Origin of the sequence: Suttonella ornithocola, assembly GCF_001889065.1 — a bacterium.
GTDB lineage: Bacteria > Pseudomonadota > Gammaproteobacteria > Cardiobacteriales > Cardiobacteriaceae > Suttonella_A > Suttonella_A ornithocola.
In genome coordinates this window covers 1-432 of record NZ_LWHB01000326.1, presented here as the reverse complement: position 1 = coordinate 432, position 432 = coordinate 1, and the positions used below count along the sequence as shown (strand labels likewise).

Annotated in this window: 1 protein-coding gene; it reads left to right on the top strand. The window is 37.6% G+C overall.

The window, feature by feature from the left end:
* Positions 1 to 96: 96 nt before the first annotated feature.
* Positions 97 to 432, top strand: a 336-nt coding sequence (locus A5N85_RS14135; RefSeq protein ID WP_072577671.1) for an IS630 transposase-related protein, incomplete at its 3' end; no start/stop codon positions are given.

Genomic DNA, 432 nt, shown 5'->3' with positions numbered 1-432 from the left:
CACTTATAGTCAAATCATTTATAATCCAATCTATCCAAAGCAGATATAAAGAAACAACTTGTAGTAGAATTATCAAAAACAAACTGAGCATATCCTATGACCTACTGTCGCCAATTCCGACAGAAAATTCTTAACGATATTGCTAATGGAGAAACTTGGCGCGCTGTTGCAAAGCGCTACAAGATCAGCAAATTCACCGTCTATAGCTGGATTAAAAATCCCCATCCTAAAGGCTTTACTGAGCGTAAGCCCTCAAAGATTGATGATGAAGCCTTGCTTAAGGATATTGAGCAGTATCCTGATGATTACCAATGGGAAAGAGCTAGACGTTTTAATTGCTCGCAATCAGCGATTTGTTATGCTCTAAAGCGACTAAAGATAACGCATAAAAAAAGATTAACCAACATACCAAAARCCGAACCACAGAGAAAA